Source organism: Macrococcus equi, assembly GCF_047426745.1.
In the GTDB taxonomy this organism is placed as follows: Bacteria; Bacillota; Bacilli; order Staphylococcales; family Staphylococcaceae; genus Macrococcoides; species Macrococcoides equi.
Genome location: NZ_CP179732.1, coordinates 139,566 through 154,627, shown reverse-complemented (window position 1 = coordinate 154,627; position 15,062 = coordinate 139,566). Strand labels below are relative to the sequence as shown.

General features: G+C 34.5%; 16 protein-coding genes. 13 read left to right on the top strand and 3 right to left on the bottom strand.

The window, feature by feature from the left end:
- Positions 1-15: 15 nt before the first annotated feature.
- A complete protein-coding gene (kapB, locus tag ACMGE6_RS00730) occupies positions 16-393 on the bottom strand; it encodes a sporulation phosphorelay system protein KapB (protein ID WP_414054089.1) in 378 nt (125 codons plus the stop codon).
- Positions 394-456: 63 nt separating this feature from the next.
- On the opposite strand from kapB, the gene ACMGE6_RS00725 reads away from it, so the two are divergent.
- The 9 genes from ACMGE6_RS00725 (at position 457) to ACMGE6_RS00685 (ending at position 9,031) form a co-directional block, all read left to right on the top strand.
- A complete protein-coding gene (locus ACMGE6_RS00725) occupies positions 457-1,050 on the top strand; it encodes a peptidylprolyl isomerase (RefSeq protein ID WP_414054088.1) in 594 nt (197 codons plus the stop codon).
- A 253-nt stretch (positions 1,051-1,303) separates the two neighbouring features.
- Positions 1,304-1,504, top strand: coding sequence for a hypothetical protein (locus tag ACMGE6_RS00720; protein WP_414044666.1), 201 nt, complete (start codon positions 1,304-1,306; stop codon positions 1,502-1,504).
- Positions 1,488-1,745 (top strand): DUF1871 domain-containing protein, encoded by a 258-nt coding sequence (locus ACMGE6_RS00715; protein ID WP_414044665.1) that lies wholly within the window; start codon positions 1,488-1,490, stop codon positions 1,743-1,745. The genes ACMGE6_RS00720 and ACMGE6_RS00715 overlap by 17 nt, the downstream gene beginning before the upstream one ends.
- A gap of 76 nt (positions 1,746-1,821) precedes the next feature.
- Positions 1,822-2,193 carry a S1 domain-containing post-transcriptional regulator Ygs gene (ygs, locus tag ACMGE6_RS00710; protein ID WP_414047827.1) on the top strand — a complete coding sequence of 124 codons (372 nt, stop codon included), beginning with the start codon at positions 1,822-1,824 and terminating at the stop codon, positions 2,191-2,193.
- Between the two features lie 152 nt (positions 2,194-2,345).
- Positions 2,346-3,890 (top strand): L-glutamate gamma-semialdehyde dehydrogenase, encoded by a 1,545-nt coding sequence (pruA, locus tag ACMGE6_RS00705; RefSeq protein ID WP_414044664.1) that lies wholly within the window; start codon positions 2,346-2,348, stop codon positions 3,888-3,890.
- A gap of 86 nt (positions 3,891-3,976) precedes the next feature.
- Entirely contained in the window at positions 3,977-5,170 is a 1,194-nt protein-coding gene (locus tag ACMGE6_RS00700; RefSeq protein ID WP_414054087.1) for an ornithine--oxo-acid transaminase, read from the top strand.
- A gap of 93 nt (positions 5,171-5,263) precedes the next feature.
- Positions 5,264-6,511, top strand: coding sequence for a Glu/Leu/Phe/Val family dehydrogenase (locus ACMGE6_RS00695; RefSeq protein WP_414044662.1), 1,248 nt, complete (start codon positions 5,264-5,266; stop codon positions 6,509-6,511).
- A 305-nt stretch (positions 6,512-6,816) separates the two neighbouring features.
- Complete coding sequence (locus ACMGE6_RS00690; protein ID WP_414054086.1) at positions 6,817-7,977, top strand: iron-containing alcohol dehydrogenase; 1,161 nt, start codon at positions 6,817-6,819, stop codon at positions 7,975-7,977.
- A 181-nt stretch (positions 7,978-8,158) separates the two neighbouring features.
- A complete protein-coding gene (locus ACMGE6_RS00685; protein WP_414054085.1) occupies positions 8,159-9,031 on the top strand; it encodes a glycerophosphodiester phosphodiesterase in 873 nt (290 codons plus the stop codon).
- A 13-nt stretch (positions 9,032-9,044) separates the two neighbouring features.
- Here ACMGE6_RS00685 and argH read toward each other — a convergent pair whose 3' ends face one another.
- Together argH and ACMGE6_RS00675 are read right to left on the bottom strand one after the other, a co-directional pair.
- On the bottom strand, positions 9,045-10,421 hold the full coding sequence (argH, locus tag ACMGE6_RS00680; RefSeq protein WP_414054084.1) for an argininosuccinate lyase: 1,377 nt from the start codon (positions 10,419-10,421) through the stop codon (positions 9,045-9,047).
- Complete coding sequence (locus ACMGE6_RS00675) at positions 10,414-11,619, bottom strand: argininosuccinate synthase (protein WP_414054083.1); 1,206 nt, start codon at positions 11,617-11,619, stop codon at positions 10,414-10,416. The genes argH and ACMGE6_RS00675 overlap by 8 nt, the downstream gene beginning before the upstream one ends.
- Before the next feature lie 284 nt (positions 11,620-11,903).
- Here ACMGE6_RS00675 and ACMGE6_RS00670 point away from each other — a divergent pair, with 284 nt between their 5' ends.
- From ACMGE6_RS00670 to lepB (ACMGE6_RS00655), 4 genes are all read left to right on the top strand, one after another.
- Positions 11,904-13,250, top strand: coding sequence for a glucose-6-phosphate isomerase (locus tag ACMGE6_RS00670; RefSeq protein ID WP_414054082.1), 1,347 nt, complete (start codon positions 11,904-11,906; stop codon positions 13,248-13,250).
- A 90-nt stretch (positions 13,251-13,340) separates the two neighbouring features.
- The gene (locus ACMGE6_RS00665) at positions 13,341-13,940 is read left to right on the top strand and encodes a TVP38/TMEM64 family protein (RefSeq protein WP_414054081.1); all 600 of its coding nucleotides are present in this window, start codon (positions 13,341-13,343) and stop codon (positions 13,938-13,940) included.
- Positions 13,937-14,428 carry a signal peptidase I gene (gene lepB / locus ACMGE6_RS00660; RefSeq protein ID WP_414054080.1) on the top strand — a complete coding sequence of 164 codons (492 nt, stop codon included), beginning with the start codon at positions 13,937-13,939 and terminating at the stop codon, positions 14,426-14,428. Before ACMGE6_RS00665 ends, lepB (ACMGE6_RS00660) begins: the two co-directional genes overlap by 4 nt.
- Positions 14,429-14,432: 4 nt before the next feature.
- Positions 14,433-14,993, top strand: coding sequence for a signal peptidase I (gene lepB / locus ACMGE6_RS00655; RefSeq protein ID WP_414047829.1), 561 nt, complete (start codon positions 14,433-14,435; stop codon positions 14,991-14,993).
- The last annotated feature ends 69 nt before the right edge of the window (positions 14,994-15,062 follow it).

Sequence of the window (15,062 nt, the reverse complement as noted above, 5' to 3'; positions counted from 1 at the left end):
TTGTCAAATTTTATTTTAAAAATTTATTTTATATTGACGTTCATAATCTTTCTTTAGATTATTTAAAGTTTCAAGTGCTTTCCTATTGAAAGGTGTATCCTCTGAAGTTAATTTTTGTTCCATTTTATTTACTGATTGAATTAATGATTCTTTATAGGGAAGAACCTCTTGGTCATATGACTTCAAGAGATTTTGATCTACAATACGTTTTTCATAGTGAGCTAAGGCTTTACGTTCATGAAAAAAGACATTTTCTACTTCTCCGCGGCTATGCAAATCACCCTGGGTAGGATGGGTAATAACGCTAACCACTTGAACTAAGACACCATTTGGTTGATCCTGAATTTTTTCGACAACATAAATACCTGATTTGTGCATAAGTCTAAAATACATATTTATCATCCTTTTTGTGTTAATATATTATGGTAATAATCATATCATGAAGGAGTAATAAATATGACTAATTTTCCGCAATTAAATACAGAAATTTCAGAAAATGAACGTTTAGTAGAAATGATAACTACAAAAGGTACGATGAAGTTAAAATTATTTCCTGAAGTAGCACCTAAAACTGTCGAAAACTTTATTCAGTTATCTGAGAAAGGATATTACGAGGGCATTATTTTTCACCGTGTAATCAATGATTTCATGATTCAAGGTGGAGACCCAACAGGAACAGGTATGGGTGGAGAAAGTATTTATGGTGATAAATTCGAAGATGAGTTTTCTATGAATGCATTTAATTTATATGGTGCATTATCAATGGCGAATGCTGGACCAAATACAAATGGTTCTCAATTCTTCATCGTACAAATGAAACAAGTACCAGCGCAAATGTTATCACAATTAAAACAAGGTGGATGGCCTGAAGAGATTGTAGATAAATATGCTGAAGTCGGTGGAACACCATGGTTAGATCAAAAACACACAGTTTTTGGACAACTTGTTGAAGGATTCGACGTTTTAGAAGCAATAGCGAATGTAGCTGTTGGGCCTCAAGATAAACCATTAGAAGACGTTGTTATTGAAAAAATTAACGTATTAAAATAATTTTTTATAAGCTTGTCTGGACCTATTCGCTTTGTCGATAGCCTCATAAACGGCATCTTCAAAGCAGTTCCTTGTCAAACTTCACCAAATTCTTGAAATAAAAGAGCGATTTTAAGAATTTGCTTCCAGTTTGTCTGGACCTATTCGCTTTGTCGATAGCCTCTTAAGCATAAGTCATGAAATGTTCATGACTTATGCTTTTTTTATAAATGTTTAATGTTATAATAATTTACTAGATTAGGGGTGATTCGTGATGATGGAATTTTTATATTTTCCGGAAAATAAGTGGGAGTATGTACCGGCTGTCCTGTCATTGATTTTTTTTATGACGCTTGCGTATCTTTCATTTAAAATGTTTATCAGAAATTCTAAAAAGCAGGAAGAGAAATTTAAGGTGTTTGAAGCAGAAGTGATGAAGAAACTAGAGGATGATCAATATGAATCCAGACTTTAATATAGCAATGTACAAAATTTTAAATGACTGGAATCCTATGCATCTCGAGGACGCTACTCAAGGGGATTTAGAGTATTACGAAATTATGGAAGTTGTTCATCAAAAATTGCCGTTCGAAGAAACAGTAGGGCGTATATCTAATATATTTTTACATAGTTTTGAACAGACACCTGATGAAGAAGAAATTATCTCTACTTTAAATAAAATATATCAGCTTCAAGCAACGTGTGAAATCGTGTAACAAATTTAGTTACATGATTTTTTTTATGCCAATTTTTATGGTAAAATTATATTATTGAAAATGAGGGATAAAGATGATGAATAAAAAGTATAAAAAAGGACAGTTTATCAAAGTCAAAGTTACAGGTATACAGCCTTATGGAGCGTTTGTTGAAACAGAGAATCATACTGAAGGTTTGATTCATATTTCAGAAGTAATGAATGACTATGTGCATAATTTAAATTTATTTCTCTCAGTCGGTCAAATTGTTAAAGCTAAAATTCTGGATATTTCTGAAGATGGCAAACTTAATCTTTCTTTGAAAGAAAATGATTATTTCAAACGCCAGGAAAGAAAGAAAGAAAAAAAATCAGTGCTTGAAGAGTTAAGACAACCAGAGAATATAGGTTTTGAATCATTACGAGAAAAATTACCGGAATGGGTTGAAAAAGGAATGAAGCTACAGTAAATATGTAGTTTCTTTTTATTTTGTTACACGTTTATGCATAAAAAATTATTTTGAAAATTTAAGTAATAAGGGTTGAAGTATTTCTTAAAATTAGTCATTATATATTATGTAAGGGTTTTCTATTTTTTCACAAACAAAGAGGAGGCAATGTAATGATTTCATACAAACATGAACCATTTACAGATTTTAGCGTCGAAGAAAATAAACAAGCGATGTTAAAAGGTTTAGAAACAGTTAACGCATACTTAGGACAGGATTATCCATTAGTGATTGGTGGAGAGCGTATTTTAACAGATAATAAATTACGTTCATTCAACCCATCAAATAGAGAAGAAACTATTGGTAACGTTTCTCAAGCAACTCAGGAGCATGCTGAGCGAGCTATGGCTATCGCAAAAGAAACGTTCGAATCATGGAGAAAATCAAACCCAGCAATGCGTGCTGATATATTATTCCGTGCTGCAGCAATTATCCGCCGCAGAAAATTTGAATTTTCAGCTTTACTTGTAAAAGAAGCAGGTAAACCTTGGAATGAAGCTGATGCTGATACTGCAGAATGTATTGACTTCCTTGAATTCTATGCACGTGAAATGTTACGTCTAAAAGATGGTGTTAAAGTTGAATCACGTCCAGGTGAATATAACCGCTATGACTATATTCCTTTAGGGGTAGGAGTAGTAATTTCTCCTTGGAACTTCCCATTAGCGATTATGGCTGGAACAACTGTTGCGCCATTAGTAACGGGTAATACAGTATTATTAAAACCTTCTTCAAACACATCTGTTGTAGCTTATAAATTTATCGAAGTATTAGAAGAAGCAGGAATGCCTAAAGGTGTAGTTAACTACATTCCTGGTTCAAGCCGTGATATCGGTGACTTCATCGTTGATCATGTTGATACACGTTTCATCTCATTCACAGGTTCTCGTGACGTAGGTGTTCATATTTATGAGCGTGCAGCAAAAGTTCATGAAGGTCAGTTAAACTTAAAACGTGTTATCGCTGAAATGGGTGGTAAAGATACGATTGTTGTTGATAGCGAAGCTGATTTAGAATTAGCAGCAGAATCAATCGTTAAATCTGCATTTGGTTTCTCAGGTCAAAAATGTTCTGCATGTTCTCGTGCAATCGTTTTAGAAGACGTGTACGATGAAGTTGTAGCAAAAGTTAAAGAAAAAGCTGAAAAATTAACTGTAGGTAACCCAGAAACTAACGAACATTTCATGGGCCCTGTAATCGATGATAAATCATTAAATAAAATTAAAGAATACATCGAAATCGGTAAACAAGAAGGTAAATTATTAGTTGGTGGAACAACGGATGAAGAAGTTGGAAACTTCGTTCACCCAACAGTATTTGTTGATGTTAAACATGATGATCGTATCATGCAGGAAGAAATCTTTGGACCTGTTGTAGGTATTGCGAAAGCGAAAGACTTCACTGAGGCTATTAAATTCGCTAATGATACTGATTACGGTTTAACGGGTGCTGTAATTACAAACAACCGTGAACATTTAGAAGAAGCACGTCGTGACTTCCATGTTGGTAACTTATACTTCAATCGTGGATGTACAGGTGCCATTGTTGGATACCAACCATTCGGTGGATTTAAAATGTCTGGTACAGACTCTAAAGCGGGTGGACCGGATTACTTAGTATTACACATGCAAGGTAAAACAACTTCTGAAATGCTTTAATTCAAAATTAATCGTTAAAAATAAATAACAAATAAAATAAAGCAGTAGTGCAGGCACTACTGCTTTTCTAAAAAAGGAGAATAATAATGACTAAATCACAAGAAATCATAGAAGTTACAAATCATTACGGTGCGCCAAACTATCATCCACTGCCAATCGTAATTTCTGAAGCAGAAGGTGTTTGGGTACGCGACCCAGAAGGTAATAAATATATGGATATGTTATCTGCATACTCAGCAGTAAACCAAGGTCACCGTCATCCAAAAATTATTCAAGCTTTAAAAGATCAAGCTGATCGCGTAACTTTAACATCACGTGCTTTCCATAGTGATCAACTTGGTCCGTGGTATGAAAAGATTTGTAAACTTGCAGGTAAAGAAATGGTTTTACCTATGAATACTGGTGCTGAAGCGGTTGAAACGGCTATTAAAGCAGCTCGTCGCTGGGCATATGATGTGAAAGGTGTAGCAAAAGATCAAGCAGAAATTATCGCAATGAACGGTAACTTCCATGGTCGTACAATGGCTGCTGTTTCTTTATCTAGTGAAGCTGAATATCAACGTGGTTATGGTCCATTATTAGGTGGATTTAAATTAGTAGATTTTGGTGATATCGAACAGATTAAAGCGGCTATTACTCCAAATACTGCAGCTGTATTATTAGAGCCAATCCAAGGTGAAGCGGGTATTAATATTCCTCGTGATGGTTTCCTTAAAGAAGTACGTGATTTATGTACTGAAAATAATGTATTATTTATTGCTGATGAAATTCAAGCAGGTCTTTGCCGTTCAGGTAGGATGTTTGCTACTGACTGGGATAACGTTGTACCAGATATGTATATCCTGGGTAAAGCATTAGGTGGCGGTGTGTTCCCTATCTCTTGTGTACTAGCTGATAAAGAAATCTTAGAAGTATTTAATGCAGGAAGTCACGGCTCTACATTCGGTGGGAACCCATTAGCATGTGCGGTTTCAAGTGCTGCGTTAGATGTATTAGTTGATGAAAAGTTAGCAGATCGTTCATTAGAGTTAGGTGAATACTTCCAGGCTGAACTTAAGAAAATTGATAATCCAGTGATAAAAGAAGTACGCGGAAAAGGATTATTCATTGGTGTTGAATTAAATGAAGCAGCTCGTCCTTACTGTGAGCAATTAAAAGAATTAGGTTTATTATGTAAAGAAACACACGATACAGTTATTCGTTTTGCACCACCATTAATTATCTCTAAAGAAGATTTAGATTGGGCGATTGAAAAAGTTAAACAAGTATTTTCAAAATAATTGATAGCGTTTTCAAAAAGTGCTTTTAAAAGCATTTAAATATGTTACAATAACAAAAGAAGTATTTAAGAATGAAAAAAGAGGGCGAATAACATGTCAGAAAACACTACAAGTTTAGTATCATCTACACAAAATATTATTCATGAAGCGTTAGATAAACTTGGATTCGATGAAGGAATGTATGACTTAGTAAAAGAACCATTACGCTTATTAACAGTGCGTATTCCTGTTAAGATGGATGATGGATCTGTAAAAGTATTTACTGGTTATCGTGCACAACACAATGATGCTGTAGGTCCAACTAAAGGTGGCGTTCGTTTCCATCCAGATGTTGATGAAGATGAAGTTAAAGCATTATCTATGTGGATGACTTTAAAATGCGGTATCGTTGACTTACCTTATGGTGGAGGTAAAGGTGGTATCGTCTGTGATCCACGTCAAATGAGTATACATGAAGTAGAACGTTTATCACGTGGATATGTTCGTGCAATTTCTCAAATTGTAGGACCAACTAAAGATATCCCGGCACCAGACGTATTTACTAACTCACAAATTATGGCTTGGATGATGGATGAGTATAGCATGATGGATGCATTTAACTCACCAGGTTTCATCACAGGAAAACCTATTGTATTAGGTGGTTCACAAGGACGTGACCGTTCAACTGCATTAGGTGTTGTTATTGCAATTGAAGAAGCAGCTAAGCGTCGCGGTAAGAAAATTGAAGGCTCACGTGTTGTTATCCAAGGTTTTGGTAATGCGGGAAGCTTCTTAGCTAAGTTCTTATATGACATGGGTGCTAAAGTAGTTGGTATCTCTGATGCGCATGGTGCATTACATGATCCAAATGGATTAGATATTGATTACTTATTAGACCGTCGTGATAGCTTCGGAACAGTTACGAATTTATTTGAAGATACAATTACAAATAAAGAATTATTTGAGTTAGATTGCGATATTTTAGTACCAGCAGCAATCTCTAACCAAATTACTAAAGATAATGCACATGATATTAAAGCTGAAATCGTTGTTGAAGCAGCAAATGGTCCAACAACACCTGAAGCAACTAAAATTTTAACAGATCGCGGAATCTTACTTGTTCCTGACGTATTAGCAAGTGCAGGTGGGGTTACAGTTTCATACTTCGAATGGGTACAAAATAACCAAGGTTATTACTGGACAGAAGAAGAAGTAAATGAAAAATTACGTGAAAAATTAGTTAAAGCATTTGATAATGTTTATTCAATTGCTGAAGCTAGAAAAGTTGATATGCGTTTAGCAGCCTACATTGTAGGTATTAAACGTACAGCTGAAGCAGCACGTTACCGTGGATGGGCGTAAAGCAAACTAGACACACTCTTTAATGGAGTGTGTCTTTTTTTGTTGCTGAAATTGGTAGACTCCCAATTTCACAAGCGAAAAACAGTATGAAATTGGTGAACACCCAATTTCACAAGCTAAAAACAATATGAAATTGGTAGACTCCCAATTTCACAAGCGAAAAACAATATGAAATTGGTAGACTCCAAATTTCGTAAGCGAAAAACAATATGAAAATGGTAGACTCCCAATTTCATAAGTCATAATAATACCCAAAAATATAAAAGTTATATACAATGTAACCAAACAGAGAGGAGCATAAAATAATGAATGATTTTACATTTCAAAATCCAACGACTTTAGTCTTTGGTAAGACTAGTACTGATCAATTACCACAAATGATTGAAAAGTTTACTGAAGGTAAAAATATCCTTTTAACATATGGCGGAGGTAGTATTAAGAAATCAGGTTTATATGACCGAGTAATAAAATTATTAGATGGCTACAATATTTACGAACTTGCAGGTATTGAACCCAATCCACGTTTATCAACAGTAAAAAAAGGCGTACAAATTGTCAAAGAAAATAAAATTGATTTCATACTAGCTGTTGGCGGAGGATCTGTTATTGATGGTACAAAATTAATTGCTGCCGCTTCTACAACTGATGTTGATCCATGGGATATTGTGACACGTAAGGCATCAGTTGAACGTGCTATTCCGTTTGGTACGATATTAACGATATCAGCGACTGGTTCTGAAATGAACTCAGGTAGTGTAATAACAAACTGGGAGACAAATGAAAAGTTAGGTTGGGGATCACCACACGTTTATCCTAAGTTTAGTTTATTAAATCCGGAATTACTGTTTACATTACCGCAAAACCAAACTGCTAATGGCATTATTGATAGCATGAGTCACTTATTAGAACAATATTTTAATGAAGCGACTAACACTGAAATTGGTGATGCCATGATTAGTGGTGTTATGAAGGCTATAATGAAAGCAGGTCCAATAGCTATGGAGCAGCCTGAAAATTATGAAGCTCGTGAGACAACAATGCTCGGTGCTACAGTAGCCTTAAATGGTTACTTACGCTTAGGGTATGTTGGAGACTGGGCAACACATAACTTAGAACATGCAGTAAGTGCAGTTTATGATATTCCTCATGGTGTGGGTCTGGCAATTATATTCCCAGAGTGGATGCGTTATGTAAGTAAGAAAAAGCCGGAACGATTCGTTAAATTTGCTGAAGATGTTTTTGGTATTGATGATGACACTTCAGATGAAGATAAAATTAACGATGCGATAGATGCAATTTCAGATTTCTGGTCATCACTTGGTGCTCCTACAAAATTATCTCAAGTTGGGGTAAAAGAAGAAGATTTAGAAGTTTTTACGGATAAGACGCTTATTTACGGACCATTTGGTAACTTCTACAAGTTAGAAAAAGAAGATGTTATGGCAATTTATAAAGCAGCATTATAATTTTTAAGAAAGTCTAATTTAATAGGCTTTCTTTTTTTTTAATTATTTTAAACAAATATTTAAAGATTACAATTGTAATGTCGTTGTAAATATTCTAAAGTTTATATCTTAATTCACTTTTATGGGTGAACTTCTATTAAAATTTATTTGTAACACTATATAATTTTGTGGAGGCTATACCATGAGAAAAACAAATCGCGTTATCCTTGCTGCTTTATTAGGTCTTACTATATCTACACCACTTCCAGTCGATGCAAAAACTTTAAAGCACGAAGCATTTATTAACGTTGCACATCGTGGTGCAAGTGGTTATGCACCTGAACACACTTTCTTTGCATATGACAAAGGACATTATGAGATTGGTGCGGATTATATAGAAGTAGATTTACAAATGACGAAAGATGATCATTTAATTGCTTTACATGATGAAACGTTAGATCGTACAACAAACGGTACTGGTTTAGTAAAGGACCACACTTTAGCAGAGATTAAGCAACTTGATGCAGGTTCATGGTTCAATGAAAAGTATCCTGAATATGCCAATGAAGCATATGTAGGTGCACAAGTACCTACTTTAGATGAAGTGATTAGCAGATACGGGAAAAATGCAAATTACTATATTGAAACAAAATCTCCAGACGTTTACCCAGGTATGGAAGAAGCATTATTAAAAGTGTTAGATAAACATGGATTACTTAAAAAAGGTCGTTTAAAACAAGGGCATGTTTTAGTACAATCGTTCTCAGGCGAAAGTTTATTAAAGATGCATCAATTAAATACTGACGTTCCTTTAGTGCAATTAACGAGTAAAGGATTTATGGCTACAGCGACAGAAGCAACATTACGTCAAATTAAAACGTATGCAGATGGCTTTGGACCAAGTTTCCATGATTTAACGAAAGAGAATACAGCGTTATTAAAATCTATTGGATTTGAAATTCATCCGTATAAAGTGAATAAAGAAGAAGATATGAGGCGATTAAATGATTATGGTGTAGACGGTGTGTTTACGAACTATCCTGACGTATATGAACGTATTACAAATGAAAAATAAAAATGAGGCAAGTCTAATTTAATTTAGACTTGCCTGATTTTATTTGTGCTAATACGGATTGCGTACTTGTACCATTTTCATTTGTTCTTCTTTCAACAGCTGATTTTGGTTGCAGTATTGTATAAATCGCCTCATCAATTTCTGGATGGATTGTTTGATAGTGCTCTAGTGGTACATCTTTTAAAAAGATATTCTTTTTGATACACTCTGAAACAAGTTTACCTGTAATTGCATGTGCTTCTCTAAATGGTATGCCAAAATGAACGAAATAATCTGCAAGTTCTGTTGCATTTGAGAAATCTTCTTCAAGCGTTTGCACAATATGTTCTTTATTAATTGTCATTGTGTTTATCATGCCGCTAAATATCGTCAAACTGTCGATACACGTCTCAATCGAATGAAAGAATGCTTGTTTATCTTCTTGTAAATCTTTGTTATAAGCTAACGGCAATGCTTTAAGCGTCATTAACATGCCGATATAGTTACCAGCTACAGTGCCTGATTTACCACGCACGAGCTCCGCCATATCTGGATTTTTCTTTTGTGGCATAATCGATGATCCTGTTGAAAACGCATCACTCAATGTAATATAGTTGAATTCATGCGAACACCACAAGATGATTTCTTCTGAAAATCTTGATAGATGCATCATCACGAGATTTATATTATTCATCGTTTCAAGGATATAATCTCTGTCACTCACAGCATCAATACTGTTTGGATAGACAGAATCGAAATGGAGTAAATCTTTGGTTTGTTGTTGATTAATTGGATAGGTAGTACCTGCTAGTGCACCAGACCCGAGTGGTGATACATTAATACGTGATAAACTTTCAGTCAGCCTTTCTTTATCACGCTCAAGCATCCAGAAATACGCCATCATATGATGCGCAAACAGTATCGGTTGAGCCCTTTGTAAATGTGTATATCCAGGAATAATGACATCGATATGTTGCTCTGCGCATTGTATAATACTTCGCTGTAATTTTTTGATGCCTTCTATAATCAACTTTACTTTTTTATTAGTATATAAATGCATATCTGTTGCGACTTGATCATTTCGCGATCGTCCTGTATGCAGCTTTCCAGCAACGGAGCCTATTCGTTCAGTAAGTAAGTGTTCAATATTTAAATGAATATCTTCATATTGAGATGAAAATGTAAGTGCTTTGTTTTCATAATCGTTAACTAATTCATTTAATCCATCTTTAATTTGCTGTGCTTCTTCTTGTGAAATAATATTGCAGTCGCCTAACATCGTCACATGTGCCAGGCTGCCTTCAATATCTTCAAAAAATAACGCTTGATCAACATCAATCGATTGGTTAAACTTTTCTACAAGTTTATCCATCGATGCTTCAAATCGACCGCCCCATAATGCATCACTCATTGAAATCACCTCTATACACTTCAGTGGCAAGTTTCGTCGGTAATTCATAAATCTCGATAAATCCAACACTCGCTTGTTGATTAAATGCATCTTCTTGCGTATATGTTGCAAGTTTTTCATTATATAAAGATTTATCACTTGTACGTCCAACAACCGTGATATTCCCTTTGTATAACTTCACTTTTACTTTTCCGTTCACATATTGTTGCATATCGTTCAACATATTTTTAATATGATCAGACAATGGAGAGAAGTATAGTCCATTATAAATTAGATTCGCAAATTGTTGTTCAACGTAGGGTTTAAAGTGTTGTACATCTTTTGTTAACGTGATTGTTTCTAATGCTTGGTGTGCTGTTAGTATAGTCATCGCACCTGGTGCTTCGTAAACTTCACGTGACTTAATACCGACGAGTCTATTCTCTACGTGATCAATACGCCCAACACCGTGCTGTCCACCTAATTGATTTAATTGTTGAATCAATTTATGAAGCGGTAATGGTTGACCATCTATCGCAACCGGTAGTCCTTCCTTAAACGTGATCTCTAAATAGAGTGGCGTATCTGCCGCTTCTTCTGGAGACTTCGTTAATTCATACGCATCTTTTGGCGGTTCAATATACGGATTCTCTAAAATACCACATTCATTACTTCTGCCCCATAAATTCTGATCAATTGAGTAGGGTGAATCAAGATTGATTGGAATCGGAATATTATGCTGTTTAGCATATTCTATTTCTTCTTCTCGACTAAATCCCCAGTCGCGCACTGGTGCTAATGTTTGGATTGATGGATCTAAACTATGGATCGCAACTTCAAATCTCACCTGATCATTTCCTTTTCCGGTACAACCATGTGCAATATATTTTGCTTCATATTGATGTGAAATCTCTACCAGTTCTTTAGCGATAAGCGGACGACTTAATGCAGAAATTAATGGATAAGTATTTTCGTATAAAGTATTTCCTTTAATAGCGTAAGATAAATATTCCTTAGCATATGTTTCAACCTTATCCAGCATAATTGATTCCACTGCACCAACTTTTAATGCTTTTTCTTTTACAGTTTGCAAATCTTTGCCTTCACCGACGTCCAGACAACAAGCAATAACGTCAAAGTCTTTTTCAATTAGCCATTGTATAGCCACACTTGTATCCAAACCACCTGAGTATGCGAGTACTACTTTTTCTTTAGTCATATTATTTCTCCTTTTATTATTATTAGTTATTATGAATTAATATACATAATACAATATCAAATAGGATTGTTTTAATCAAGTAATAATATTCATAATGTTGTATAAATATTATTTTTAATCATATTTTATATTTATTATTAGGATGAATTCAATGAAACTTCATGCATAAATGTCATAAAAATTTTAAAAATAAAACTTTTAACTTTATAAATCAAACGCATTCATTGAGAAGTCAAAGTTTATAGAGTACAATGAATGTGATTTTACAAACAGGAGGAACCATAATGACACATATTAAATTTGATTACAGCACAGCAAAATCTTTCTTTGGTGAGCATGAATTAGAACAAATGCAATCTATCGTAAATGGTGTGCATCAAACGATTCATGAGGGTACAGGTGCAGGTAGTGACTTTTTAGGCTGGGTTAATCTACCGAAAGATTATGATAAAGAAGAATTTGCCCGTATTCAGGCAGCTGCAAAAAAAATTCAATCAAATAGTGAAGTTTTAATTGTTATCGGTATTGGGGGCTCATACCTTGGCGCTAGAGCAGCAATTGAAATGTTAAATAAACATTTTGATCATTTAAGTAATGAACAAGGAAAACCTCAAATAATATTTGCAGGGCATCAACTATCTTCTTCTTATTTAAGTGATTTAATTGAATATGTAAAAGATAAAGAGTTCTCTGTTAATGTCATCTCTAAATCTGGAACTACAACTGAACCAGCTGTAGCTTTCCGAGTGTTTAAAAAATTATTAGAAGAAAAGTATGGCAAAGAAGGTGCAAAAGAAAGAATTTTTGCTACAACTGATAAAGCTAAGGGTGCATTAAAATCACTAGCTACGACTGAAGGTTATGAAACATTCATCGTTCCGGATGATGTGGGTGGACGATTCTCAGTGCTAACTGCAGTTGGATTGTTACCGATTGCTGCGAGTGGTCATGATATTGAAGCAATGATGCAAGGTGCAGAGCTTGCACGCAATGAATTAAGCTCAGAAAGCATAAATGAAAATATTGCATATCAGTATGCAGTGATTCGCAATGTTCTTTACAATAAAGGATATACGATTGAAATGTTAATCAACTATGAGCCAAGTCTACAGTATTTCAATGAATGGTGGAAACAACTATTCGGTGAATCAGAAGGTAAAGATTTTAAAGGAATATATCCTTCAAGTGCGAACTTCTCGACAGATTTACATTCGTTAGGTCAATATGTTCAGGAAGGGCGTCGTGATATATTTGAAACGGTTGTAAAGGTTACAAATCCTCGTGCTGATATCACGATTGAAGAAGACGAAAATGACTTAGATGGTCTCAATTTCTTAGCGGGTAAAACATTAGATTTCGTTAATACAAAAGCGTTTCAGGGAACAATTTTAGCGCATAGTGATGGTGGAGTTCCAAATTTAGTTGTGGAAGTGCCAAAGCTTGATGCATTCACATTTGGCTACATGGTTTACTTCTTTGAATTAAGTGTTGCTATGAGTGGTTATATTCTAGGTGTTAATCCATTTAACCAGCCTGGTGTAGAAGCTTATAAACAAAATATGTTTGCTCTACTTGGTAAGCCTGGATTTGAAGATAAAAAAGCTGAACTTGAAGAACGATTAAATAAATAGATGGTCATAATTTGTCGGGACATTGGTCCCGGCTTTTTTAATGCATTAATATCAAAACTCAGATAAAATGAGATGAGAGTAGGTGAGGAAATGGATTTTATCACGCATTATTTTAGTGAAGCAGCAATTAATGGTTATTTTGAAACCTTTAAATCATTTGGAATTATCATAGCATTCTTACTGCCATTTATTGAAGCATTCTTCCCAATACTTCCGATAGCATTATTCGCAGTTGTGAATGTAAATACATATGGTCTTATCTGGGGTTTTATCATTACCTGGCTAGGGGCTTTTTGTGGTGCATACATAGTTTTCTTATTGGTGAGGAGATACGGACAGCATAAATTTTTAAGACACTTAAATCGACATCCTCATACAATGAAATTTATACGTCGTGTTAATGATAAAGGTGTATTACCCTTGTTTATCTTACTATGTTTTCCGTTCACTCCGTCTAGTCTCGTGAATGTGGTAGCCGGATTAAGTACGGTGAGTATAAGGCGTTATTTAATAGCTGTGTTACTAGGTAAAGCAATCATGTTATTTATGCTGAGTTTCATCGGAAGTGATATATATTCCTTTGTCAGAGAACCGAAAAAGAGTATAATTGTTGCTATAGTATTACTTTTACTATGGTTTACTGGAAAACTTTTAGAGAACTACTTAATTAAATCAGAGGCTAAACGATGAATATAAAAAAATGGGCTATGCCATGTATTTTTATCCTGATATTCATTGTAATATTCAGATCTTTTTTTATATCGAATTATATGATTGAAGGTCATTCTATGGAACCTACATTGAATGATGGAGATCGTGTGTTTGTCAATCAATCGATAGATATTATGATCGAACCACGTATTGATGATATTTTCTTCTTTAAGCTAAATAATAAAGAGGTCTTGGTGAAAAGAATTTTAGCAACGCCCGGAGACTATCTGAAAGTATCAAAAGGGCAGCTGTTTATAAATGGCAGAAAAACGCGCTATAAAGATAATTCGATGAACTTACTGCTAAGAGATCAGACGAAGGACTATAGAATCGTTCCTGAAGATTGTTATTTGGTTATCGGGGACAATATTTCAATTAGTACTGATTCCAGAACATTTGGCTGTATAAGTCGTAAACAGATGTTAGGAAAAGTGATTCATACATATTGGCATAATAATAAGAGGTGACATTTTGAAAAAAGAGATAGTAGAGTGGTTAATAGCAATAGTAGTTGCATTAGCATTGATATTTGTGATTAATCAGTTTTTATTTGTTACATATACGGTTAAAGGGGATTCAATGGACCCTACATTAAAAGATGGAGAAAAAGTCATCGTCAATAAAATTGGTTATGTAACAGGCAAAATAGATAATGGTGATGTCATTGTGTTTCATGCGGATAAACAATATGACTATGTGAAACGTGTCATTGGAACACCGGGAGATAATGTTAAATATGTTGATGATCAGTTATATGTGAATGGAAAACAAGTTGATGAACCCTATTTAGAAGAAAATAAAGTAGCTAAAACGAACATATTACTTACTGAAAATTTCAGCGTTAAGGATTTAGCGTATGCTAAGGGGAAAGATAAAATACCTGAAGGCTATCTCTTAGTACTGGGAGATAATCGGGAAGTAAGTAAAGATAGTCGATATTTTGGCTTAATAAAGGATGATAAGGTTGTTGGAGAAGTCGCACTACGCTACTGGCCATTCAACAGTTTTCACTATAACTTTGATCCTAAATAAATATTAAATGAAGGTACTTAAATTACCTTAGCGACTATAACCGAACTAATACTATAAATCTGAGTGATT